The sequence below is a fragment of the Cypionkella sp. genome (assembly GCF_034376685.1).
GTDB lineage: Bacteria > Pseudomonadota > Alphaproteobacteria > Rhodobacterales > Rhodobacteraceae > Cypionkella.
Window position 1 is genome coordinate 157,662 of record NZ_JAXMJJ010000029.1, and the last position, 21,953, is coordinate 179,614.

The 21,953-nt window shown below is 59.3% G+C and carries 21 protein-coding genes and 1 pseudogene; 5 read left to right on the plus strand and 17 right to left on the minus strand.

Annotated features, from left to right (window positions below; genetic code table 11):
- Positions 1 to 112: 112 nt before the first annotated feature.
- Positions 113 to 2,131, minus strand: a complete 2,019-nt coding sequence (locus U1A24_RS06820) for a calcium-binding protein (RefSeq protein ID WP_322321214.1) — start codon at positions 2,129 to 2,131, stop codon at positions 113 to 115.
- Between the two features lie 153 nt (positions 2,132 to 2,284).
- On the opposite strand from U1A24_RS06820, the gene U1A24_RS06825 reads away from it, so the two are divergent.
- The gene (locus U1A24_RS06825; protein ID WP_322321215.1) at positions 2,285 to 3,388 is read left to right on the plus strand and encodes a sensor histidine kinase; all 1,104 of its coding nucleotides are present in this window, start codon (positions 2,285 to 2,287) and stop codon (positions 3,386 to 3,388) included.
- A gap of 2 nt (positions 3,389 to 3,390) precedes the next feature.
- Positions 3,391 to 4,158, plus strand: a complete 768-nt coding sequence (locus U1A24_RS06830; protein WP_322321216.1) for a LytTR family DNA-binding domain-containing protein — start codon at positions 3,391 to 3,393, stop codon at positions 4,156 to 4,158.
- A gap of 116 nt (positions 4,159 to 4,274) precedes the next feature.
- Here the strand turns inward: U1A24_RS06830 and U1A24_RS06835 are convergent.
- The 6 genes and pseudogenes from U1A24_RS06835 to U1A24_RS06860 form a co-directional block, all read right to left on the minus strand.
- Positions 4,275 to 4,503: pseudogene (locus U1A24_RS06835) on the minus strand (D-galactonate dehydratase); the annotation flags it as partial.
- 115 nt (positions 4,504 to 4,618) lie between these two features.
- A complete protein-coding gene (locus tag U1A24_RS06840; RefSeq protein ID WP_322321218.1) occupies positions 4,619 to 5,719 on the minus strand; it encodes a P1 family peptidase in 1,101 nt (366 codons plus the stop codon).
- Position 5,720: 1 nt separating this feature from the next.
- Positions 5,721 to 6,557: an ABC transporter permease gene (locus U1A24_RS06845; RefSeq protein WP_322321219.1), complete on the minus strand. Its 837-nt coding sequence runs from the start codon at positions 6,555 to 6,557 to the stop codon at positions 5,721 to 5,723.
- A complete protein-coding gene (locus tag U1A24_RS06850; protein WP_322321220.1) occupies positions 6,550 to 7,437 on the minus strand; it encodes an ABC transporter permease in 888 nt (295 codons plus the stop codon). The genes U1A24_RS06845 and U1A24_RS06850 overlap by 8 nt, the downstream gene beginning before the upstream one ends.
- Complete coding sequence (locus U1A24_RS06855; protein WP_322321221.1) at positions 7,437 to 8,504, minus strand: ABC transporter ATP-binding protein; 1,068 nt, start codon at positions 8,502 to 8,504, stop codon at positions 7,437 to 7,439. Before U1A24_RS06855 ends, U1A24_RS06850 begins: the two co-directional genes overlap by 1 nt.
- Positions 8,505 to 8,567: 63 nt before the next feature.
- On the minus strand, positions 8,568 to 9,587 hold the full coding sequence (locus U1A24_RS06860; protein WP_322321222.1) for a spermidine/putrescine ABC transporter substrate-binding protein: 1,020 nt from the start codon (positions 9,585 to 9,587) through the stop codon (positions 8,568 to 8,570).
- Between the two features lie 124 nt (positions 9,588 to 9,711).
- Between U1A24_RS06860 and U1A24_RS06865 the strand changes: the two genes are divergently transcribed.
- On the plus strand, positions 9,712 to 10,578 hold the full coding sequence (locus tag U1A24_RS06865; RefSeq protein ID WP_322321223.1) for a MurR/RpiR family transcriptional regulator: 867 nt from the start codon (positions 9,712 to 9,714) through the stop codon (positions 10,576 to 10,578).
- 157 nt (positions 10,579 to 10,735) lie between these two features.
- On the opposite strand, the gene U1A24_RS06870 is transcribed toward U1A24_RS06865, so the two are convergent.
- The gene (locus U1A24_RS06870) at positions 10,736 to 10,900 is read right to left on the minus strand and encodes a DUF3309 family protein (protein WP_322321224.1); all 165 of its coding nucleotides are present in this window, start codon (positions 10,898 to 10,900) and stop codon (positions 10,736 to 10,738) included.
- Positions 10,901 to 10,969: 69 nt separating this feature from the next.
- A complete protein-coding gene (locus U1A24_RS06875) occupies positions 10,970 to 11,155 on the minus strand; it encodes a CsbD family protein (protein ID WP_322321225.1) in 186 nt (61 codons plus the stop codon).
- A 91-nt stretch (positions 11,156 to 11,246) separates the two neighbouring features.
- On the opposite strand from U1A24_RS06875, the gene U1A24_RS06880 reads away from it, so the two are divergent.
- Positions 11,247 to 11,480 carry a hypothetical protein gene (locus U1A24_RS06880; protein ID WP_322321226.1) on the plus strand — a complete coding sequence of 78 codons (234 nt, stop codon included), beginning with the start codon at positions 11,247 to 11,249 and terminating at the stop codon, positions 11,478 to 11,480.
- 133 nt (positions 11,481 to 11,613) lie between these two features.
- Here U1A24_RS06880 and U1A24_RS06885 read toward each other — a convergent pair whose 3' ends face one another.
- From U1A24_RS06885 to fnrL, 3 genes are all read right to left on the minus strand, one after another.
- On the minus strand, positions 11,614 to 11,967 hold the full coding sequence (locus U1A24_RS06885) for a hypothetical protein (protein ID WP_322321227.1): 354 nt from the start codon (positions 11,965 to 11,967) through the stop codon (positions 11,614 to 11,616).
- Between the two features lie 192 nt (positions 11,968 to 12,159).
- Positions 12,160 to 12,555 (minus strand): acyl-CoA thioesterase, encoded by a 396-nt coding sequence (locus U1A24_RS06890; RefSeq protein WP_322321228.1) that lies wholly within the window; start codon positions 12,553 to 12,555, stop codon positions 12,160 to 12,162.
- 101 nt (positions 12,556 to 12,656) lie between these two features.
- Positions 12,657 to 13,403: a transcriptional regulator FnrL gene (fnrL, locus tag U1A24_RS06895; RefSeq protein ID WP_322321229.1), complete on the minus strand. Its 747-nt coding sequence runs from the start codon at positions 13,401 to 13,403 to the stop codon at positions 12,657 to 12,659.
- An 80-nt stretch (positions 13,404 to 13,483) separates the two neighbouring features.
- On the opposite strand from fnrL, the gene hemN reads away from it, so the two are divergent.
- On the plus strand, positions 13,484 to 14,839 hold the full coding sequence (hemN, locus tag U1A24_RS06900) for an oxygen-independent coproporphyrinogen III oxidase (protein WP_322321230.1): 1,356 nt from the start codon (positions 13,484 to 13,486) through the stop codon (positions 14,837 to 14,839).
- On the opposite strand, the gene U1A24_RS06905 is transcribed toward hemN, so the two are convergent.
- Genes U1A24_RS06905 through U1A24_RS06925 form a run of 5 tightly spaced genes read right to left on the minus strand, consistent with a single transcriptional unit; the run spans position 14,836 to position 21,783 of the window.
- Entirely contained in the window at positions 14,836 to 16,062 is a 1,227-nt protein-coding gene (locus tag U1A24_RS06905) for a glycosyltransferase (RefSeq protein WP_322321231.1), read from the minus strand. The two genes, hemN and U1A24_RS06905, sit on opposite strands and share 4 nt — an antisense overlap.
- Complete coding sequence (locus U1A24_RS06910; protein ID WP_322321232.1) at positions 16,059 to 17,657, minus strand: ABC transporter ATP-binding protein; 1,599 nt, start codon at positions 17,655 to 17,657, stop codon at positions 16,059 to 16,061. The genes U1A24_RS06905 and U1A24_RS06910 overlap by 4 nt, the downstream gene beginning before the upstream one ends.
- Positions 17,654 to 18,763 (minus strand): ABC transporter permease, encoded by a 1,110-nt coding sequence (locus U1A24_RS06915; protein ID WP_322321233.1) that lies wholly within the window; start codon positions 18,761 to 18,763, stop codon positions 17,654 to 17,656. Before U1A24_RS06915 ends, U1A24_RS06910 begins: the two co-directional genes overlap by 4 nt.
- Positions 18,763 to 19,914: a microcin C ABC transporter permease YejB gene (locus tag U1A24_RS06920; protein ID WP_322321234.1), complete on the minus strand. Its 1,152-nt coding sequence runs from the start codon at positions 19,912 to 19,914 to the stop codon at positions 18,763 to 18,765. The genes U1A24_RS06915 and U1A24_RS06920 overlap by 1 nt, the downstream gene beginning before the upstream one ends.
- The gene (locus U1A24_RS06925) at positions 19,915 to 21,783 is read right to left on the minus strand and encodes an extracellular solute-binding protein (RefSeq protein ID WP_322321235.1); all 1,869 of its coding nucleotides are present in this window, start codon (positions 21,781 to 21,783) and stop codon (positions 19,915 to 19,917) included. It abuts the gene before it with no gap.
- Positions 21,784 to 21,953 lie beyond the last annotated feature (170 nt).

Below are 21,953 nucleotides of genomic sequence, written 5' to 3' on the forward strand. Positions count from 1 at the left end.
TCATTGCCGCAGTTCAAATCAGTGATTGCACCACAGTGGTGGAGAATTTGGGTGGCATGGCCCGAAACTGGCCGAGAAAACCCTCGACTTTCAAACCTTCCCAGACATTTGCTCACAAGATTACGTCCGTTGAAGCTAGAGTTGTTATTCCCGCAACCTGGATCTCAAAGTCAAAGACACCATCGCCATTCACGTCGCCGCGCAGCAAGACATTCGCGCCGTTTACCGTATACCACAGCGCATTGGCCGCAGATGTGGTGCCCGTCCATGTAAAGACCTGATTGCCAGCAAGCGCCGCGTTGGCATCAATGGCTGCGAGATCAATCTTGTCCGTCCCCGCGACGAAATCAAAGATCACGTCGCGCGCGGCACCCTTGGCGCTGTCTGTGATTGCGGTGAAAACAAACACATCGCTGGCGCCGTCATTGGCCCCACCATACAGCAGATCGCGCCCCGCGCCGCCGATGAGTCGATCCGCGCCCGCGCCACCGTAAAGCAAATCGTCGCCAGCCCAACCCCGCAAGATATCGTTGCCCGCACCGGTTTGTATCTTGTTTGCGCCCGCGTTGCCGCTGATGTCGTCGTTGCCGCTGCCGGTCAATACGTTTTCAATGTTGCGCAGCGTGTCGGTGCCATAGCCGGTGTTCTGCGCCGTGGTCAGGGCAAGATTGACGGTGACCGCCGCGCTGCCGGTAAAGATGACCGTGTCGATGCCTGCCCCGCCATCCAGCGTATCATTGCCCGCATCGTTTTGCAGACGGTCATCGCCCAATCCGCCGATAAGGCTGTCATGGCCCGCCCCGCCGACAAGGCTGTCGTTTCCAGCTCCACCATCCAGACGATCATTGCCACCAGCGCCAAGCAGACTGTCATCGCCACCGCCGCCATTGATCTCGTCGTTGTAGCGGGTTCCGGTGAAATTGTTGTGCTCGCTGCCGAGAGTTACATCCAAGGCCGAGCGTGGATCGACGATGCGGGTGGCGGTGATGAAATCTGATCCGCTTGGCGTCAAAGCGCTGAAGGTGTACACCAGCCGACCATCCGGCAATTCGCTGACGGAAACGATCGAGCCAGAAAGCAACCGGATTCCGTTATAGGTTTCTTGCTGATCATAGACCGTGATGATCTCGCTGGCCGGGGTGCCGTTCGCATTGTAGATGCGCATGACCTCTTTGTGCTGATAAACCTCATCCGCCGGGCCGGTGTTCCAAGTTACGGCAAATCGACCATCACTGAGCGCGGTAATTTTTGACGCACGATGTTCGGAAAAAATATCGTCAGACACCGTAAACACCGAGCCGGCCAGACTGCCGTTCGGGTACAAGACCTGGCCCCGGACGATAGAGCCGTGGTTGTAGGGCGGAGTCTCGCTGGTATCGGTCCAAGTCACCGCCAGCCTGCCATCGGAGAGTTCTTCGATACGGATGCTGCGGTAATCGCCGCCGACCGCGACCTGGATCAGACCACCGATCGGACTGCCGGTGTCTGAATAGCGCTGCACGCTGACGGTCTCGTTGGAGAAGATGCCAGTCGCCACCGCATGTACAAAGCCGCCATCGCCATAGGATGTAATCGCCCCGATGCCCCGGGCGTAGGTGGCTTCGGTCAAGATCTGCTCGTCACCCGCCGGGGTGCCGTTGGCGTTATAGACGCGCATGCGCGGCGCGGCCTCGCTGCGATGGGTCCAGACCACCGCAAAGCGGCCATCATCCAGCGCCACCACCGAGGTCAGCTCTTGATCGCCCGTGGTCGTCATTGGCGTGGCGACCTCGCCCCCAACCTTGTTGCCTGCGGCATTGAACACCTGAAACCGCACCGTGGTGCCAGTGAAATCCGGGGCGGTCTCGCTGGTATCTGTCCAGGCGACAACAAAGTTGCCGTTCTCTAGCTGTGTAACCTCAACATCCTTTTGCGAACCGAAGGTGGTGGTGTTCACTTGGGCGGCAGTGGTCAAGCTGCGCCCGTCTGGGGTGAACTGGCGCATAAAGACTTCGCCATTACTGCCATAAGCTTCAGACACCAGCAGCAGATTGCCATTTTGCAGCGTGATCGCCGCGCCCAGCATTTCGCTGTTGGTGTCTGGCAGGATGTTGATGGTCTTGAAACCGGCAGAAATGGCGGGGGTGAACATGGCAAAATCCTTTTTCACACGGAAGGCGAAGCAAATCTTCGCTGCCATGCTTAGGTTTGTCAGATCGCCCGGCGAAGGCTTAGTCTACGAAGGCACCGAATTCGTCGACGAACGTCGCTGGACAGGGGGAAATCTGCGGTGAATGATGCGCCGATGTTTGATGCAGCCGTGCCTTTACCGCCGCCCGCAGGCGCAGCAAAGACTGGGCCGCGGGCTTTTGGCCCCAATGTGGTCAAGCTTGGCTTGGCCTATGCCGCGACTTATTTTGTTGTCGCCAGTCTGGTCTGGGGTCTGGCGGGCTATGATCCGATTGTCACCGCGCCGGGCAAGCTGATCGGCATGACCGGAGACGCTATTCTGGCGATCATCATCACTTTGGTGCTTTGGAAAATGCGAAAGGTCCGGCTGGGTTACAAAGCCTTGGTCGGCTGTGGGCTTGCTCTGGCGCTTTCGCCGGTATCCGGTTTTTTGGATTGGGGCATTCATGCCTATTTTGTTTATCCCCAACCCGTTCCATTCGATAAGGCCGTCTTCGCGCAGGTGGTGATTTTCACCACGTCCGAGCTTTTTGGCTGGTCTTGTCTCTACCTTGCGCTGCAATACAGCGATCACGTCCGCGAGGTCGAACAACGGGTGGCCGCCGTGCGGCAAGAGGCATTGGCAGCCCAAATGCGCGCCTTGCAGTATCAGGTCAGCCCGCATTTTCTGTTCAACACATTGAATTCTGTCGCCGGGTTGATCGAGGAAAATGCCAGCGTTCAGGCGCATGAAATGCTTTTGAGGCTTGCGTCGTTCTTGCGTCAAACCGTGACGCTGAACCCCGAGCATGATATTCGCCTCGCCGATGAACTGGCGATGCAGCTGAACTACCTTGGCATCGAAAAGGTGCGCTTTTCAGACCGCTTGCAGGTAAGAACCGAGGTGGCTGCGGGTCTGGACGACCTTTTGGTGCCGCCGTTGATTTTGCAGCCCTTGGTCGAAAATGCAGTAAAATATGGCATTTCGCAGATGCAGGGGCCTGCCGAATTGGTGATTGGTGTTGCAGAAGAACCCAAAGGCACTCTGCGGCTATGGGTGGAAAACACCGTTCCGCCAAGCGGTGCGTCACAAGCAGCGGGGCTTGGGATCGGCTTAGAAAACGTCGCGCATCGGTTGCAGGCGCGTTGGCCGGAACAATGCGCGTGCGAGGCGACGCTGTCGGCCCAGAACCGCTTCAAAGTGCAGATTACGCTGCCGATGTCGTGGGGGCCGCCGTGACGGTGACGACGGTTCTTGTTGTCGACGACGAACCCATCGCGCGCCGTCGCTTGATCCGCATGTTGCGGCGGCTGGAGTCGGTTCTGGTGGTGGGTGAAGCGGCAGACGTGAAGCAAGCTGTTGCTGAAGCGGAAAGATTGAAACCCGACCTGCTGCTGTTGGATATTCAGATTCCGGGCGGTGACGGCTTTAGCGTCCTTGAAAGGTTGGGTGCGTCAGCGCCGCAAATCATCTTTGTCACCGCTTACGATCAACACGCGCTGCGCGCCTTTGAGGTTGAGGCCGTCGACTATGTGACCAAGCCTGTCGACCCGGTCCGGCTGACGAAGGCGATTGAGCGCGCCATCTTGGCCATCGCGGCACGCGCATCGTCTTGCAAGGTTGAAGAACTGACAACGACGGTCCACAGCTTGCGGGAAACACTGGCCGAAGTCACCATTCCCAACCCGGCGCTTTGGATCAGGCATCGCAGCGGTTTGCTGCGGGTCGAAATTGAAGACATCATCTATGCAAGGGCAGAGCGGGACTATGTGCAGCTTCACCTTACCGAGAAAGTCTGTCTTTACCCAGAGAATATGGCTGCACTGGAAACCAAACTCGCCCCCTATGGCTTTGTTCGGATTCACCGCAGCACTTTGGTCAGTCTCAAGGCAATCCAGAAGATTCAACGCGGCGTTGACGGCAGATTGACGCTTCAGATCAGCGACGGCACCAGACTGACGGTCGGGCGCACCTATGCGAGCGGCATTCGCAACCGTCTCAGTGTTTGAGAGGACGGCAAACCATTTCGATCACAAATGGCGTGCGCGGTGGTACGTCTGGAGTGACTGCCGTTTCTGCCGGCGCGTAGTCCGAGCAATTGTCGGGCTGGATGATATCGACAACCGCCATCGCGATAAAAACTGCCGCGATACATCACCTGCCAATGCTCCTCGATCCGGAGCGGGTCTTTGGCCGATCAGGTAATCGGCCAACTCATGCACAGCCGCCTCAACCGTCAGCGCGCGGCCCTTGACCAAAGGCTCCCGCCAATCCGAGACGCCTTCTTCGGTCTCGATCTTCAGGAACAGCCAGCGCGGCGGCACGATAAAGGTTTTCATGGCGGTGATCTTCATTTGATATGCTCCGCGAGGCAGTCAATGGAGGCGCGACCGTCAGTCGGCGCCAACTGTCGCATGGATCTGCCCCGATCTTGCCGTAGGGCGTGCACGGTGCCCCCTGTGCGCAGATTTATCGAGCCTCAGACCCGCCGAAAATCCCGCGCAAGCGGTCGTGGTTGATCGCGCGGCAAATCACCCCCTGAGGCTTGAAGGTTACCACGTCCTCCCCCGCAACCATGGCGTTGACGATGGCTTCTTCCACCGCTTCAACCGAGGCCAGATAAAGCGGGTCCAGCACCTCGCCGTTCAGCTCTTGTTTGGTCACAACAGCGGGCGCAAACTGCGGCACCGGGCCTGCGTTGGCGGTCGAGAACGCCATGAAGATATCGCCCGAGTTGTTGCCGCCCGGTGTGCCCCCCCGCCCAATGCCGATTGCCGCACGCTTGGCGACCTGCCGCAGCGACAGCCCCGACAACGGCGCATCGGTGGCCACGATGACGATGATCGAGCCCATCTCGGTGGCGTGCAGCGAATCCTCGGGCATCAACTGGCCAACTGGGCGGCCCAGAATGGTCAGCCAAGGCCGGATGCCGTGATTGGCCTGCACCAAGGCGGCCACGGTGTAGCTTTGCCCGCCGATCTCAATCAACCGCGATGAGGTGCCTGTGCCGCCCTTGAACTCGTAACAGATCATGCCGTTGCCGCCGCCGGTGGACCCCTCTGCCACCGTGCCGGTGCTTGCCGCATTCAGGGCAGCGATGGCATGTTCGGGCTGCACATATAGCGCGTTGATATCGTTCAGCACACCGTCATAGGTCTCGGCCACCACGGGCATCGCCCAAGCGTGATGGTTCTGGAAATAATCCGCATAGGTGTCGATCATCCAGCGCACGGCCCCCGTATGCACCGCGCCCACACCATGGGTGTTGGTGATGCAGATCGGCCCCACGAAATAACCCGCATCATGGATCCAATGCGTGCCCGTCATCTCGCCATTGCCGTTCAACGAATACTGCCCCGCCCAAACTGGCATCGGCACCGTGCCCGGACGCGGCAGAATAGCCGTGACACCCGTGCGCATGTTACGCGCAGGGTCGGTCAGGGTGCAAAACCCTACCGCGACACCCGGCACATCGGTGATCGCATTCAGCGGGCCGGTTTTGCCGGGAAACGGCAAGCCAAGATCGCGGGCCCGAGGTTTCTGGCCCAGTTTCAAGTTCGTATCTTTCATCTCATTCCGTCTTTCTGGCGCGCAGCCATAGTCCCAAAGCCGCGATCACGATCGAGGCCGCAATCATCATGGTTGCGATGGCGTTAATCTCTGGCTTCACCCCCCGGCGCACCATGCCGAAGATGAATACCGGAAGCGTGGTGTTGTCGGTGCCCGCCACGAAATAGGTGATCACCAGATCATCCATCGAGATCACAAAGGCCAGCAGCGCCCCACCAATGATCCCCGGTGCCAGTTGCGGCAGCAGCACCTTGCGCAACGTCACCCATTCCGACGCACCCAGATCGGCCGAAGCCTCTTCCAATGCCGGATCAAGCCCCGCGATGCGCGCTTGCACGATGATGAACACATACGAAGTCAGGAAGGTGCAATGCCCGATGATGATGGTCAGCATCGACAGGTTCATCCCGATGGTGACGAAGAAAATCAGCAGCCCTATGCCCAGCACAATATCAGGCATCATCATCGGCAACATCAGAAAGCCGTTGTAAAACCCTTTCGCGGCAAAGCGATAGCGGGCAAGGGCGATGGCCGTCGCCGTGCCGATCACGGTCGAAACCGTGGTGGTGAAAGCCGCCACCGTCAACGAGGCTTTCAGCGCCGCCAGCATCTGATCCGTGCTTTCGATATAGGTCGCGCGGCTGTTCGGATCGGCCACACGTTCGCCCAGACCCAGCAGGCCGCGATACCAGTCAAAGGTGAACCCCTCCCAGATCATCATATTGACCGGGTTCGAGTTGAACGAATAGCCGATGATCACCAACAACGGCGCGTAGATGAACAGGAAGAACACCAGCGAGAACAACGTCAGCGCGGCCCAGCCAATCGGATTACGCATTCTGGCCCCCTTTGCGCTTGGCGAAGGCCATTGACCCCAGCAGCACCGCCAGAACCACCGCCATCACGATCATCGACAGCGCCGAGCCAAACGGCCAGTTGCGCGCCGACAGAAACTGTTGCTCGACCAGATTGCCGATCATCAGCCCCTTTGCGCCGCCCAGCACATCCGGCACGATGAAGTTGCCGACAGAAGGGATGAACACAATCACCGCACCGCCTAAGATACCGGGCAGGGTCTGCGGCAACACCACTTTCACGAAGGTCTGCAACCGGGTGGCGCCAAGATCCATCGACGCCTCAATCAGCGCCCGATCCAGATTGTCGACAGCCGAATACAGCGGCAGAAACATGAACGGCACCATGACATAGACCATGCCCAGCACCACGGCGGCAGGCGTGTAGAGAATTTCCAACGGCTCGGAAATTACGCCGACGCTGATCAACACCGTGTTCAAAATTCCCGAAGGCTTCAGGATCAACAGCCACGCATACAGCCGCACGATCAGGCTGGAAAAGAACGGCAGCGTGATCAGGAACAGAAACAACATCCGCCAGCGGCTTGGCAAACGGCTGACCCAGAACGCCACCGGGTAGCACAAAAGCAAACACAGCAGGGCCGTCAGCGCGGCAAAGCCAAGACTGCGCATAAGGATTTGCAGATAGATCGGCTCATAGACTTCAAGGATGTCATCGGCCCAGCCAAAAATCCGGCCATAGTTCCAGTGGTAAAACGCCCATTCGACACCACCGTAAAGCCCCGGAGTCAGGAAAGAAAACAGCGCGATGATCAGCAGGGGCAGCAGGAAAAATACGCCCAGAAACAACGTCACCGGGGTTAAAAGCGTTGTTAGCACAAGGGTTTGTCGCCTGATGGCCATTATGCCGCCTCCAGCACATGCGGTGCTGCTGGATCGTAGGATAGATGTACGGCGCTGCCCTCTTTCGGGGCGGACGCACTATCGCGGGCGGTGACGCGGATTTCCGGGCCGCCAACACTGGGCTGCACGAACAGATGCAGGTCAGAGCCCAGATAAACCGCCTTGGTGACGGTGGCGGCGATGCCGTGATCCGACAGTGTGAAATCCGCCGGGCGCAGGACGGCCACGGCTTTGTCTCCGGCCTTGGCGGCACCGGCGGGAAGCATCAGCTCCAGCCCCTCAACCGTGCGGCCCAAAGCCTGACCCGCCTCAATCCGGTCGATGGTCAGCGCGAAAAGATTGGTTTCACCGACAAACTCCGCCACGAAGCGGTTTTTCGGATGGCGATAAATCTCGCGCGGGGTGCCGATCTGCTCGATCCGGCCCGCGCGCATCACCACGATGCGATCCGACATGGTCAGCGCTTCTTCCTGATCATGGGTGACGAAGATAAACGCGATGCCAAGGGTGTTTTGCAGCGTCTTCAACTCGATCTGCATCTGTTGGCGCAGATTGCGGTCCAGCGCCGACAGCGGCTCATCCAACAGCAACAACCTAGGCTTGCCAATGATCGCCCGCGCAAGCGCGACACGCTGGCGTTGCCCGCCCGACAGTTGCGATGGCTTGCGCGCGCCCATGCCAGTCAGCCCGACCTTCTCCAACGCCTCAGCCACGGCACGCTCGCGGCTGGCACGATCCTCTCCGCGCACCTCCAGCGCATAACCCACATTGCGCGCCACAGACATATGGCTGAACAACGCATAGCTTTGAAACACCGTATTCACCGGGCGGCGGAACGGCGGCAGCGCCGCCAGATCAGCGCCATCCAGCAAGATCGCGCCGCCATCAAGGGTCTCAAACCCCGAGATCGATCGCAACAGCGTTGTCTTGCCACACCCCGAAGGCCCCAGCAGCGTGACAAACTCATGTGCGCCGACGTCCAAATCGACCCCATCGAGGGCTGCAAACTTGCCGCCTTCAGGTGTGACGAATTCGCGCCGCGCATTGCGGATTTCAAGAAGTGCCATGTCAGATATCCCGGTGAACAAAGGCGGCCCACAAAGGACCGCCCGATCAGTGCCAAGCTATGTTTACTGCGCGGTGCGGATGGTGTTCCACGCGCGATCATACAACTTCAACGCAGCGCCAATATCTTCAAAGATTTGCAGCCGCGCGATGGTTTCCGGCCCCACAGTGATGTTCGGATTGTTCTTGATCTCTGCCGGGATTAATTCGCGGGCGGGCACGTTGGCGGTGCCATTATACTGCTGTGCCACGTTCAGCGCCGCGATCTCCGGGCGCAGGTAGAACTCCATGAAGGACTTTGCGTTTGCCTTGTTCGGCGCCGAGGCCAGCACGCAGATGTTTTCTTGATACATCGTCGCCCCTTCCGAGGGGATCATGTATTTGATCTCGGGCGTCTGGGTGAAAAACACGTTGCCGCCGACAAAGAAATGCGCCGCCGCAATATCGCCCGAGGTCATCATCGCCATGCTGTCATAGGAAAATGCCGACACGCTGGCCTTGTGCGCCAGAATGTAGTCGGTCGCCAGTTTGATATCCGCCGGATCCGCCGAGTTCACCGATTTGCCATTCGCGATCAGCCCAATCGCCAGCACTTCGCGCATGTCGTCCAGCAGGGTGATCTTGCCGCCGGTCTTTTCCGGCACCGCAAAGAAATCCGCCCAAGACGTCAGCGGCCCGGTGAGTTTCTCGTTATAAAACACCCCCACCGTGCCCCAGGCATAGGGCAGGCAATAGCTGCTGGTCTGATCTTCTTTGGATCGCAGGTTGGCCAGGTCGATGTTCTTGAAATCCGGCGACAGGTTGATGTCGGTCTTTTCCAACAGGCCCAGCTTCAACATGATGTCATTCATATGCACCGAGGGGAACACGATGTCATAGCCCGTTGCACCCGCCTGAATTTTCGCCAACATTTCCTCGTTCGAGGAATAGGTGTCCAACGTCACCTTGACGCCGGTTTCCTCGGTAAACTTGGTCAGAATTTCGGGGTTGATGTAATCGCCCCAGTTATACAGCGCCAGCGTCTCTTCCGCCTGCGCAGCACCCGTCATCAGGGCCAGCGAAACGGCCACTCCAAAAGCCTTCATCATGATCTCCCGGTTGTCGCTCTTACCACTCCGCTTTGGTCAGAATCTGTTGGCAGCGGCGAGTCGAGCATGTTATGGTTATGACAGATCGCTACCATATTAGATATTTGATGTAAACTCTGCCATGAACAATATGCCTGAAACCCCCGAGGATTCTCCCCTTGCCGCGCGTTTGCGCAGCCTTTCCGGTGTGCTGACCAAATCTGAGGCAGTCATTGTGCAATGGCTTACTCTCAACGAAGCTACCTTGGGGCTGGAAACCGGTGCCTCGATCGCCGCCAAAACCGGGGTCAGTGAGATCACCGTCAGCCGTTTCCTGAAACGCGCAGGCTTCAAAGGCTTGCAGGGGCTGAAGGAAGACTTGCAGGCCGCGCTGGTGCACACCCATATCTCACCCAGCGAGCGCTATTTCCGCCTGCTCGATGGCGAAATCGGTGCCATCCTTAAGCGCGATGCCGATGCAGTGCTGGCCCTCGCGCATGAAGTCGACAAACCCGTTTGGCCGATTGCCATCGACGCCATCGCTGCAGCGGACGAAGTTTTTGTCATGGGATTCCAGACCATTCGCGGCATTGCCGAGGATTTCACCCGGCGCTTGTCCATCGTGCGCGGCTCGGTGCGGTTTTTGTCACCGCATGACGGTGGCTTGGTCGAGTGGATCCCGTCGTTCCGTCGTGCCGATGAAGCCCGCTGCCTCGTGATGGTGGATATGGCACCATACGCGCGTGAAGCGCTGCCGATTGTCCAGACGGCCATTCGGTTGGGCATGACGGTCGTGGTTGTGACGGATGAGTTGAACACTTGGGCGGCACAGGAGACACCTTTGGTGTTTCACGTCACCACAAAAGTGGATGCATTTCTGGAAAGCACCGGGGCGATGACCACCCTGTTGAACGTGATCATTCATGCTGTGGCAGGGAAATTCCCTGATAAAGCCCGCAAGCGTATCAAGGACTGGCCGCCAATCATGCGCGATTTGGGATTGTATTGATGGTGGTCCGATAAGCTATGCAGAAAAACGCAGTGCACGCACTGTCAACATAGGCGTATGCAACCCATTAAGATTGCAAGCTGCTGAAACGATCAGAATAGGGCTGCTCCGCCACAGATTGATGGCCCGACGCGCATGGCCGGGCTGCCCAATCCCGTCACATCCGCCCGGTCAGCAACAGCACCAGCACGATAATCGCCACCACGCCGATCACACCGACGCCGCCGTGGCCATAACCATAGCCATAGCCACCGAAACGACCGCTAAAGCCGCCGAGCAGGAAGATCACTAGAATGATCAGCAGAATGGTTCCAAGCGACATCGGATAACTCCATGATAAAGGGGCAGGGGGCGGATTGGCCTGAACAGCCAACCCGCGAATTGTTTGGGCTTACTTGCCCTTGATCACATCTCTCACTGTGTCTTTGGCGCTGCCGACGGCGTTTTGCACTCGGCCTTCAACCTGATCGGCCTGACCTTCGGCTTTCATTTTGGCATCGCCAATCGCCGAGCCAATCGCAGCTTTCGCCTTGCCCTTGACCACTTTGGCCGAGCCTACAATCCGGTCTTTATCCATGATACATCTCCTCTGAGCACAGCGTGCACCTGCATCGCGCCAGAGCCCCGCGCAAACCTTTCACCAGATCGGCGCAGGCGGTGTCTGCCGCATGAAGAGAAAACGCAGACATCGCCAAACGGTTCCCGATCAGTCGGCGACGACCGTGGCACGACGGCTGAAGCGCTGCCTACCGGTCAGCGGGAACCAAATCGGGCTTACAGGGTTTGTCTTTCAAGTCGAGTGCTTCCAACCAAAGGAGACCGCCATGAAAGGCATTGTCGCATACTTCCTCGGGATTCCGATTGTCGTGATTATTCTGCTTTATGTGACGGGCATTTTTTGACGCCCAGTAATTCAGCTCCGCAGGCATGCCGCCGCCCTGTAAAACGCGGAAGCAGCCGCTAACCAAGCGGGCCAAAACAAAGAGGCGAGGGTTTCCCCTCGCCTCTTTTCAATTTAGCCCGGCAGGGCTCGGATCATTCCTTGATCACATGCCAAACATCGCCCAAACCGTCGCCATTGGCCTCGCCCTTGGCTTTGTCGCCCGCGAAATAATACACCGGCTTGCCGTCATAGGCCCATTGCTTGCTGCCATCGGTGCGGTCCACCAGTGTCCAGCCTTCGGCCATCTTGTCATCGGCCTTGCCCAGATAGGGCGGCCATTTCACCGCACAGTCGTCATAACAGGCCGAAACCCCGCCTGCATCCTTGTCGAAAATATACAATGTCATGCCCTTGGCATCGGCCAGCATCCCTGCCGCCTGCGCAGCAAGGCTCGATCCCAGAATGAAAGCCGCGCTCAACGCGGTCAGGTGTTTGCTATAGTGCATCACAGATCTCCTTGCGATCAGACGTTCCGCAGCAACGTCGCAGGATCAACCAAGGCAGCACAAGCCCCGGTCCTGCGAGAGTGCAGGGACGGCGCACCGTAGCCCTGCACCGCCACCATAGCACAAGGCGGGCGCTGCAAGATCAGCCTTTGGTCTGATAAGCGGGAATGCTCGCGCAAGCGTGATGGCGGCTTACTCTGCCGGAAGCTCGCGCGGTTTGCCCGCCTCATCAATCGCCACAAAGGTAAACATGCCATGCGTCACCTTTTCGCGCAGCGCCTGGCGGTTGCGCAGCACCCAAGCCTCAATCTGCAAGCCCATCGAGGTTCGCCCGACCCGCGCGATGCTGACATAGATGCAGAGCACGTCGCCAACCTTCACCGGGCGGATGAACTGCATCGCGTCAATCGCCACCGTCGCCACCCGGCCCTGCGCCCGAGCCGAGGCCACAATCCCCGCCGCCATGTCCATCTGAGACAGCACCCAGCCGCCAAAGATATCGCCGTTGTTGTTGACATCGCGCGGCATCGTCAGCGTGCGCAGGGTCAAGGCACCGTTGGGCTGTTCGGGATCTGGCGGTTGCGGCATGGCCTATCCTTGAATGAGGGGTTGAGGGATTAAGAAACACTTAACGCGATAGGGTCAAGCCATTGTTTTCAAACGATTTCAAAAGGTCCCGAGTTGGGACCTCAGTTCAGCATCCCGCCATCGGAATCGTCGCCGGTTTCTTCCAGCAAACGGTCCAGATTCGGCACGACCACATGCCGCTTGCCTTCCAGCACGATCACGCCTTCCCGTTTCAAAGTCGAGATCTGACGGCTGACCGTCTCCAATGTCAGGCCCAGATAATCCGCCATCTCCTCACGGGTCAGCGGCAGATCAAACCGCGCCCCCCCGGTGCCCGGCGCCTTCTTCAACGAGGCATTCCGCCGCGCGATGATCGCCAGCAGGCTGGCAATCTTCTCGCGCGCAGTCTTGCGGCCCAGAAGCAGCATCCACTCCCGTGCGGCATCCAACTCATCCAACGTCATTTCCAGCAACCGCTGCGCGATATGCGGGGTTGATCCCATCAGCTCTTCAAACGGCTTCTTGCGAAAACAGCACATCACCAGATCGGTGGTGGCGGTCACATCATAAGCCGCCGTCGCCCGCCCCGGACGTCCGACAAAATCCGACGGCAGCAACAAACCCACCATCTGCCGCCGACCATCCTCCATCGTCTGGGTCAGCGTCGCGATGCCGGTGACGACCGAGGCCACAAACTCCATCCGGTCGCCCGACCAGATCACCGGCTGCCCGGCCTGAAAGCTGCGGTAATATTTGATCGACTCCAGCAGGTGCAGCTCATCCGTCTCACACCGCGCGCAAACCGCCCGGTGCCGGATCGGACAGTCGCCACAATTCAGATCGGCGATCTTCGGGTCATGATGCGACATATCCGGCCTTTCGGTTGATGGGTTCGGGTCGATTGATCTGGGTCAAGGCATCCGGGCACACTCGCTGTCAAACTACGCTCATGACAGTCCATTCGCAACTGATGCAGCTCGGTCTCTTTGACGCGCGCGTGCCCCGCTATACCAGCTACCCGACCGCACCACATTTTAGCGGTGCAATAGGGCCTGCCGATTTCGCAGGATGGATCCGCAGTATCCCCGTCAATACAGAGATTTCGCTGTATTTGCACGTCCCATTTTGCCGCCGCCTGTGTTGGTTCTGCGCCTGCCGCACTCAAGGCACGGTGTCGGATGATCCGGTGCGTGCCTATGCCAAGGTGCTGAAAGCCGAGATCGAGCTGCTGCGCGCCCATCTTGCCCCCGGTATCCGGTTGGCCAAACTGCACTGGGGCGGCGGCACCCCCACCATGCTCGCCCCCGATCTGATCCGCGAACTGGCGGCGCAGATTTTCGATGTGGTGCCGATGGCCGATGGCGGCACCTTCTCGGTCGAGATCGACCCGATGGAAATCGACGCCCCGCGCCTTGACGCGTTGGTTGCCGCTGGCATGAACCGCGCCTCTATCGGCGTGCAGGATTTCGATCCGCAGATCCAAGCCGCGATTGGCCGCGAACAGCCCTACGAGACAACCCTCGCTGTGGTCGAGATGATCCGCGCCCGTGGCGTGACCAGCCTGAACGCCGATATTCTCTATGGCCTGCCACACCAAACCCCGACGCGCATTGCCGATTCCGTGCAAAAACTGTTGGCTTTGTCGCCTGACCGGGTGGCACTTTACGGCTATGCCCATGTGCCGTGGATGAGCCGCCGCCAGCAATTGATCCCTACTGACGCTCTGCCGACGCCCGAGGAACGGCTGGAGCTGTTTGAGATCGCACGGCGGTTGTTTTTGGCAGATGGCTACGCCGAAATCGGCATCGACCATTTTGCCAAGCCCAGCGACAGCATGGCGCAGGCCGCCAAAGCCGGAAAACTACGGCGGAATTTCCAAGGCTATACCGATGATGTCTCACCGATCCTGATCGGGCTGGGGGCCTCGTCAATTTCGCGCTTCCCACAGGGCTACGCGCAAAACGCCCCCGCCACCGCTGCCCATACCAAAGCCATCCGCGCCGGCCAGTTCTCAACCGAGCGCGGCCATGCCTTTACCGATGAAGACACCCTGCGCGGTCGGCTGATCGAGGCGCTGATGTGCGATTTCCACATCAACCGCGCCGAGATTCTGCGCGATTCCCCGGTAACGCCCGAGCGGCTGGATGCGTTGCTGACCACTGCCGCACGCGCCTTCCCACAGATGCTGGTGCTGGATGCGACGGGCCTGTCGATCCCCGAATCAAGCCGCCCGCTGACCCGTATGGTGGCGCGGATGTTCGATGCCTATGATCAAAGCAAGGCCAAGCATTCGGCGGCTGTCTAGGCCGTCGGTGCGAAGCTCTCCACAAACCTCACCATACGCGGCAGACAATTCCCGCGCAGATCATAGCGCTCCAGCGCGACTTTGCGCACCTCTGCGCGCATCTCGGTGAACCGTTCGGGGTGGGCCAACCCTTCGATCATCGCCGCAGACCAGCCCGGCACATCGAAGAAATCGACCAAGGTTCCGGTCTTGCCATGCTCCAAAGCCTCCATCACCGGCTTGGTGGCCGAGCCGATGATATGGCACCCCGCCGCCATCGCCTCGATCATCGACCATGACAAAACGAATGGATAGGTCAGGTAAGCATGGGCGCGGCTGACCTTCATCAGCGCCACGAAATCGGGGTAGGGCACCTTGCCCATGAAATGCACGCGGCCAAGGTCCAAACGGTCGCGCACTTCCGACAGGAAGCGTTCCTTCCAACCCTTTTCGCCCTTCGGGGCTGCGCCATAAGACACTTCATCGCCGCCGACGATCACCACCTGCGCCTGCGGTCGCGCCGCCATCACGGCGGGCAAAGCCCGCATGAAGGTGTGATAGCCGCGATAGGGCTCGAGGTTGCGGTTCACAAAGGTCAGAACCTCATCCCCCGGCGTGACCACGCGACCATTCGGCAAGCTGAAGCGCGCCTGCGGATCGGGGGCCATGCCTGAGGTGTCGACTCCGTCGTGGATCACCGTGATCATCTTGCGCAAGGCGTCAGGGTAGGTCGAGGCTTGCCATTCGGTCGGCGACAACCCGGCATCGGCATGGGCCAAAGCCTGCCCCAGATAGGTGGCGCGGCCCTGCGCAATCAACACCTGATCAAAATTCGGCTCGCCAAATTCGCGGTCAAAGCCGACATCCGCGCCGCGCCCGCGATAGTAGAATTCGGCATAGACGATCAGCTTGGCTTCGGGCCAGATTTCTTTGAGGAACAAAGTTTCCCCCCAGCCGGAGTGGCCAAAGATCACATCTGGCACATAACCCTTCGCCCGCATCGCCAGCGCCGCCCGCGCCACCGTCACACCACGATCACTCATCGTGGTATAGTTGCGCCCAAGCCGCGTCGCAGCAGGATCCACGGCAGGTGCTTCGTGCTTGTATTTGGCGACGGGGATCGGCGAAACACGGTTGTTGTTGAAATCGGTCAGTGCCATGCAAACATGGCCGCGCGCCGCAAGTTCCGGGGCGAGATGCAGGAATTGGCCGGGGAAATTCTGATGCACGAACAAGATTTTCATGGCCGCAGATTGTCTCCGAAAGCCGCCGCCATCAGCGCGCGGGTATAGTCGGTTTGCGGATTGTCAAACAGATCGGCCCCCAGACCCGCCTCAACCACATCGCCATTTTTCATCACCATCACCTTATGCGCAAGCGCGCGGATCACCCGCAGGTCATGGCTGATGAAGACATAGGCCAAGCCCCATTTGCGCTGCAAGGCGCGCAGCAGATCGACGATCTGCACCTGCACGGTCATATCCAAAGCACTTGTCGGCTCATCCAGCACCACCAGTTTGGGACGCAGGATCATCGCCCGCGCAATCGCAATGCGCTGCCGCTGACCGCCGGAAAACTCATGCGGATAGCGCGCGGCCATCGCCGGGTCCAGACCCACCTCGGCCATGATTTCCGCCACCATCTCGGCCCGATTGCGCCCCGGTTCCAGCCCGTGCACGCCCAGACCTTCGGCGATAATCTCTGCCGCCGTCATGCGGGGGCTAAGACTGCCGAACGGATCCTGAAACACGATCTGCATGTCGCGGCGATGGGCGCGCATCGCCTTGGTCTGCAAATCCTGAATGTCCCGCCCCAGCACGGTGATGCGACCGGTCGAGTCAATCAGCCGCAAGATCGCCAGCGCCATCGTGGTCTTGCCAGAGCCGCTTTCGCCAACAATCCCAAGGGTTTCCCCCGCCCGCACCGACAGCGACGCCTCATTCACCGCCTTCACATGGCCGACGACCTTGCGCATGAACCCTTGCTGGATCGGAAACCACACCCGCAGGTTTTCGGTCTCCACCACCACAGGCGCATCAGCCGCCACCGGATCAGGCCGCCCCTGCGGTTCGGCCGCCAGCAGCTTTTGCGTATAGGGGTGCTGTGGATTGGCAAAGATTTCCGCAGTCAGCCCCTGTTCCACAATCTCGCCGCCCTGCATCACGCAGACCCGGTCGGCAATGCGCCGCACGATGCCCAGATCATGCGTGATGAACAGCAAAGACAGCCCTTCGGTTTGCTTCAGATCTGCGAGCAACGCCAGAATCTGCGCCTGAATCGTCACATCCAGCGCCGTGGTTGGCTCATCTGCCACCAACAGCTCTGGTCCATTCGCCAAAGCCATCGCGATCATCACCCGCTGGCGCTGCCCGCCGGACAATTGATGCGGATAGGCGCTCAGGCGGCTTTCGGCGTCGCGGATGCCCACCTTGTCCAGCAATTCCAGACAGCGCACCCGCGCCGCAGCCCCGCTAAGGCCCTGATGCAGGCTCAGGCTTTCCACCAGCTGCCGCTCGATCGTGTGCAGTGGGTTCAGGCTGGTCATCGGCTCTTGAAAAATGAAGCTGATGTCATTGCCGCGCACCGCCCGCAGCTGCGCCTGCGTCGCGCCAACCATTTCCTTGCCCAGATACTTCACCGAGCCCGTCACCCGCGCGCTATCCGGCAACAGCCCCACCGTCGACAAGGCGGTCACCGACTTGCCCGAGCCAGACTCGCCCACCAGCGCCACCGTCTCGCCCTTGTCCACGCTGAAACTCACCCCGCGCACGGCGGCAATCTCCCGGCCATCCTGACGAAAGCCGATGTTCAGGTTTGACACTTCCAACACAGCATTCATTGGAAGGTCTTTCTGGGGTCAAACGCATCGCGCACGCCTTCAAAGATGAAGACCAGCAACGACAGCATGATGGCAAAGGTGAAGAACGCGGTAAACGCCAGCGAGGGCATCTGCAAATTCTGTTGCGCTTGCCGCGACAACTGCCCCAGCGAGGGCAAAGATGCAGGCAGCCCAAAGCCCAGATAATCCAGCACAGCCAGCGAGCCTATGGTGCCCGAAATCACGAACGGCAGCATGGTCAGTGTCGCCACCATCGCATTCGGCAGCACATGCCGCACCATGATCACGAAATCCGGCACGCCCAAGGCCTTGGCCGCGCGCACATATTCAAAGTTCCGCGCCCGCAGAAACTCGGCCCGCACCACGCCGATCAGCCGGGTCCAGCCAAAGGCGATCATCAGCAGGATCAGGATCCAGAAACTGCGCTGCCAGACGGAAAACACGATGATGATGACGTAAAGCTCTGGCGTGCCGCTCCAGATCTCCAGCACGCGCTGAAAGATCAAATCGACCTTGCCGCCGAAATAACCCTGCACCGCCCCCGCCGCGATGCCGATAACCGAGGTCAGCAGCGTCACGATCAGCGCAAAGGCCACCGACAACCGAAAGCCATAGATCACCCGCGCCAGCACATCGCGGCTGGTGTCATCGGTGCCCAGCCAATGCTCGGCATCTGGCGCAGAAGGGGCCGCTTTGCCGCCCAGATCATTGATCGTGTTGTAAGAATAGGGGATCAGCGGCCAGATGATGCGGCCCTGCTCGAAACCCTCGGCGCTGTAACTGCCCGCCGCCACGGCGGCGAGAATATCTTCCGGCGTATCAAAGCAATCCAGCACGCCGCCGGTCACGATCAGGCACTGCACTTCGGTGGCTTTGTAATTCGCTTCGGTTCGGAAATCGCCGCCATAATCGGTCTCGGCATAGAACTTCAGAAAAGGCATCCGCCATTCGCCGCGATACTCCACCAGCAACGGGCGATCATTCGCCAGAACTTCGGCAAACAGCGACAGCCCGAACAGCAGGCTGAACAGGATCAGCGACCAGAATGCCCGCCGATTTGCCTTGAAATTCCGCCAGCGGCGCTGATTCAACGGGGACAATGCCATCATCCCCTCCGCTCGAAATCAATCCGGGGGTCAATCCAGACGTACATCAGATCCGACAGGATCCCCACCACCAGCCCCATCAGACCAAAGGCGAACAATGTGCCGAAGATCACCGGATAGTCGCGCTCGACCGCCGATCTATAACCAAGCTGGCCCAGACCATCGAGGCTGAAAATCGTCTCGATGATCAGGCTGCCGCCAAAGAATACGCTGATGAACAGCGCCGGAAAACCCGCGATCACGATCAGCATGGCATTGCGAAACACATGGCCATAAAGCACCCGCGATTCCGGCAAGCCCTTCGCCCGCGCCGTCATCACATATTGCTTTTTGATCTCATCGAGAAAGCTGTTCTTGGTCAGCAAGGTCAGCGTGGCAAAGGACGAAATCGTGCTGGCGATCACCGGCAAGGTGATATGCCACAGATAATCCCCGGCTTTACCGAGCAGCGACAGCTGATCAAAATTCTCTGAGGTCAGTCCACGCAGCGGGAAGATTCTCCAATACGACCCACCCGCGAACAGCACCAGCAGCATCACCGCCACCAACAACCCCGGAATTGCATAGGCCGCGATGATCACGCCAGAGGTCCAACTGTCAAATCTGCTGCCATCGGTCACCGCTTTGCGGATGCCCAAAGGGATCGAGATTAGATAGGCGATCAGCGTCGACCACAGGCCGAGGGTGATCGAAACCGGCAGCTTTTCCGCCACCAGCCCCATCACGCTTTCAGAACGGAAATAGCTTTGGCCAAAGTCAAAGCGGATAAATTTCCCCATCATAAGGAAAAACCGCTCATAGGCCGGGATCATTTCCTTCTGGCAGTCTTTCGCCTGCTTCAGCAGCGACCCTTCATAGCCCGCAGGGCAGATGAAACGGGCAAAGCCGAATTCAACTTCCAGCTTGGCGCGAAACTCGGGTGGCAGACCGCGCGCCCCGACATAGCCCTTGCCGCCATCAGCCTCGCCGCCCGCGTCACCACTTCCGGTTCCGGTCACCGCCGCGATCGAGTCGCCCGACCCCTGCATCCGCGCCTCGATCTGATCGAACGGCCCGCCGGGCACGAACTGCGTCATCGCAAAGTTGATCACCATGATGCCAAGCAACGTGGGGATCACCAAAACCAGCCGCCGAAGGATATAGGACAGCATTTATTTCAACACACCCGCTGCCTTCAGCTTGTCGGCCTTGGCTTGGTTGAACCACCAGAAGCTCAGCTCACCCAAGGCATGGGGCGGCAGGGTCGCGGGATGCTCATACTGATCATAATAGGCGACGAAGTAGGAATCGTTGAACCACGCGGGCACCCAGAACCGTTGTGCGCGCAGCACCCGGTCCAGCGCCTTCACCACGGTATCCAGTTCCTCACGGCTTTTCGCCGCCTCGACCAGATTCAACAGCTTGTCCACCGCCGGATTGGCAAAGCCCGCGCGGTTGCGGGTCGAGTTGTTCGCCGTCACCGATGAATACGCCTGCTTCAACTCGCCGCCCGGCTCGTATCCGCCGTTCACCGCATTGGCCGAGATGATGTCGAAATCGAAGTTCGGCGGATCGGTGCGCTGGCTCATCTGCGCCGCGTCAATCATGTTGAGCGACGCATCCACCCCCACAGCCCGCAGATTTTCGACATAGGGGCTGATCACCCGCTCAAAGCTGGGGCTGTCTTCCAGAAACTCGACCTTCAGCGTCTCGCCCTTGGCATTGCGCCGCATCCCATCCGCGCCCACTTCCCAGCCCGCCTCATCCAGCAGGTGCGACGCCTTGCGCAGATTGCCACGGTCCATCGACCGTTCCGAGGTGGACACCGACGCCATCACCGCATCATCGGTCAAGATCGACGCAGGCAGCAGACCCTCATCCACCAAGGGCTGCAACAGCGCCACCTCGCCGGGGCTGGCGGCTCCTTTCGCCGCCATATCGCTGTTCTCCCAGATCGAGTTGACCCGGCTGTAAAGCCCGTAGAACAGCGTCTGGTTCGACCATTCAAAGTTGATCATCAGCCCAATCGCCTCGCGCACGCGGGGGTCATGGAACTTTTCGCGCCGCAGGTTGAACAGGAAGGCCTGCCCCGAGGCGATATTGCCATTCGGCAATTCGGTCTTGATCACAGATCCATTGCTGAGATTGTTGAACTGATAGCCCGTCGCCCATTGCTTCGACGAATTCTCCTGCCGGAACGTGTAGATCCCGGTCTTGAACGCCTCAAACGCCGCGGTATCATCCCCGAAATATTCATAGCGGATGCGGTCAAAGTTGTTCTGGCCGACGTTCAGCGGATGGTTGACGCCCCAATACTCCGGGTTGCGCTTGTAGATGATCTGCTGGCCGGGTTTCAGACTGTCCAGCACATAGGGGCTGGTGCCAAGGAAGGGCTTCAGCGTGCTGTCTTCCAGATCGCGCTTGTTGCCCTCGTAATCCGCCTTCGACATCACCGTCAGGCCGCCCGCAATCGCTGGCATGTCGCGGAAGGATTCACCGGGGGTGAAGGTGAATTTCACCGTGTAATCGTCCAAGGCTTCCACCGACTGGAACTTCGCGTTGAACACCGAGCGGTATTCCGCAATGCCCTTGTCGCGGAACATCTCATAGCTAAACACCACATCCGCCGCCGTCATCGGGCTGCCATCCGAGAATTTCACATCCTTGCGCAGATGGAAAATCACCCAAGAGCGGTCTTCGGGATATTCCATCGTCTCGCACATCAAGCAATAGGCCGCACCAATCTCATCGGCAGGGCTGGCCAGAATGCTTTCGTAAAAGATCGAAGATGCAACCGCCGCCACACCCTTCACCGAATAGGGGTTTAGGCTGTCAAAGGTGCCGGGGGCCCATTCCGAAATCTCGCCGCCCTTGGGCGCGTCGGGGTTGACGTAATCCAGATGCTTGAAGTCGGCAGGATATTTCAGAGTGCCAAAGGTCGAAATGCCATGCGCGGTGATCACCTTCGCGTCTTGAGCACTGACCATGCCCGCGCCTGACATCAGCGCCGCCAGCGCAAAACCCTGGTAAATCTGCCGCATCCCCGACCTCCTGTCTGCCGCTGCTGTGCCGCAGCTCGATTGTCGCACATGCTAAATCGGAACCCGATCAGGCCACAAGGCGCGAATGTGTGAACGCCACCGCAGCTTGGCTCTCATCGCCGTGAAAACCAAAAAGCCGCCCAAAAGGACGGCTTTTCCGATAAATTGCG